The following is a 2,191-nucleotide window of genomic DNA, read 5'->3' on the forward strand; positions in this document are numbered from 1 at the left end:
CGTGAAGAATATGCCGGCGAGTATGTAGCCGTCTATCAGGGGCAGCTTATCGATCATGATTCCGCGTTCGAGGCCCTACTGGAACGGATCGATAAGCTGCACCCTGATGAGTTTGTCCTCATTCGCCCGATCCAGGATAAGGCGGAAATTGTTTACGACCATCGCTCAATCCGCTGGGCCGAACTGCCGCAATGAACGTGTCCTTCGAGTACAGCCGACAGTATATGCCGGCCTTTCCGGTTCTGGAAATGCGGGTAGTTGGGCAAGATCCCGCTCGTGGGCAGACAGTTACAGGGCTGATTGACTCCGGCTCCGATGCCACACAACTGCCACTGGCGATTCTGCGCTCCATTGGCGCTCGCCAGACTGACAGGCGGTGGGTGCGAGACCTCGCCGGGGTGCGCTACGGTGTTTCTGTCTATGCCGTACGCATATAAATCGGCGACCTTACGACGCCCCTTCTAGAGGTCGTTGGGCGCGAAGGGATTAATGAAATCATCGTCGGTCGGGATGTACTTAATCAATTCATAGTCACACTGAACGGGTTGGCTTTTGTGACCGACATCAGCGATTGAGACCTGTAGTGGATTAAGCCGGACGCCTTGTTTTCTCGTTGATTGCCTTGACTACTTCCCGAATAGCCGCCACAACCACATCCGGCCGATCGTGATGAATAGCATGCCCGCTACCTTCCACGACCTGGTGGCGGCCGCGCGTTGATAGCGCCGCCAGTTCGCCCTGCATTTCCTGCCAGGCCGTTTCATACGCTTGATTCACCTCGTCGGGCATCCCTGGAATCGACTGCGGCTGGCCGTGACTCAAGGCCACCAGCGGTATGTCGTCCAGACCAGCTGGGCGAACGGCGCGCACCTCATCTTGTGAAGCGTCTAACCCTTCTAGCTCGGCCATCATGGTCTCAATGCGCGACGTATCGAAGACGGAACGCGCGCGGTAGGCGGCGGCCACGCCCGGTTGCACAAGCGCCCAGGTTGGGCTGAAGTCCAGTCCGGCTGCCTCGAATACCACCGGCGGCCCGGCTTCGCCGGCAACGTGGACGTGAAGCCGGTGGCCGCCAATGCCCACCAAGCGACCGGGCGGGGAGAACTCATCGCTACTGGCTGGCATGGCTATTTTCCTCCTGACTGATTGAGCTAACTCAATTCTACTGCCAAGCCAAAGAACTCTCCACACCGCTCAGCGGCCCTGGCGATAGCCGCCCGTTCCCCTTCTGTCAACTGCCGGAACGGGTTTAGTTCGATGCCGACCGCACCCTTGGAGAACGTCCGCCGCCACGTCCCCGCGATCCGCCCATCAAGCACGATGATATGGGTCAGGGCGTTGCCCATCGTCATGAGCTGGGCCGCGTCCTCAGCCGTGACAATCGCGCGGCTGCTTTTGTAGCTGGAGAAATACTCGTCGTAAATAGAGAGCAAATAGGCGGTTGGCGATTCATCGCGGACAGGCGTTGCCGGCGGAAACCAGACCTCCTGCCCGTCCACCACCTCCCGGCTCAGGCCATCCTTGACCGCCTCCAGCCCCAACCGCGCATCGCTCACCGTCAACCCCGACCACTTCACCAGGTCGTGCGCAGTGGCCGGGCCGCGGCTGCGGAAGTAGCGGCCGGCCAGTTCGGCCAGCGCCTCGTCGCGGGCCAGCGTCCGGGCCTGCGGGGCGCGCTCATCCAGCAACATGTAGGTAAATTGCTTGCCGCGCCGCGGGCCGCTGCCAAGGATCCCCTCCAGTTCGGCCCACATGACGATGTAGGCGAGGCGCTGGCCGCTCCGGTCGCGTCCGCCGGCGACGGAGATGCCCTCCCGCTCCAGCGCCGCCTTCAACTCGTGGCGCGTCAGCGGCCGGCCGCCGGCCAGTTCGCGCGTCATGAGCGCGGCGCACCGCGACAGGGTGGGATCGTCCAGTTCCAGCTGGCGGTACATGCCGCTGTTGACCTGATGAACGCGCGGCCCGGTCAGCGCCAGCAGCCAGCGGATGTCGTCCGGCGCGACGAAGTGCCACGTCGGCCGCAGCACGTGGGTGCGCAGGATGGCCCCCGCGTCGAAGGCCCGATCCATGTCGGCGTCGCCCACACCCCGCAGGCGCAGCCCCAGCCCCAGTTTCGCGCCGGTGTAGTCCTGCGACTGCACGGCCACCAGCCAGGCCACCGCCTCGACCGGCGTCGTGAGATGCGTCCCGC

The 2,191-nt window shown here is 63.3% G+C and carries 3 protein-coding genes; 1 reads left to right on the forward strand and 2 read right to left on the reverse strand.

Annotated elements, in window-relative coordinates; genetic code table 11:
- Nucleotides 1-195, forward strand: a 195-nt coding sequence (locus ACE3UY_RS08790; RefSeq protein WP_374687169.1) for a DUF5678 domain-containing protein, incomplete at its 5' end; no start/stop codon positions are given.
- A 393-nt stretch (nt 196-588) separates the two neighbouring features.
- On the opposite strand, the gene ACE3UY_RS08795 is transcribed toward ACE3UY_RS08790, so the two are convergent.
- Nucleotides 589-1,125: an alpha/beta fold hydrolase gene (locus ACE3UY_RS08795; protein WP_374687170.1), complete on the reverse strand. Its 537-nt coding sequence runs from the start codon at nt 1,123-1,125 to the stop codon at nt 589-591.
- A gap of 26 nt (nt 1,126-1,151) precedes the next feature.
- On the reverse strand, nt 1,152-2,191 hold a 1,040-nt coding region (locus ACE3UY_RS08800), incomplete at its 5' end, for a winged helix DNA-binding domain-containing protein (RefSeq protein WP_374687171.1).

The organism is Promineifilum sp. (SeqCode) (assembly GCF_041918635.1).
GTDB lineage: Bacteria > Chloroflexota > Anaerolineae > Promineifilales > Promineifilaceae > Promineifilum.

Coding starts and splice junctions, on each gene's coding strand:
- ACE3UY_RS08795 (WP_374687170.1), bottom strand. CDS start 1,125: ATGCCAGCCAGTAGCGATGAGTTCTCCCCGCCCGGTCGCTTGGTGGGC.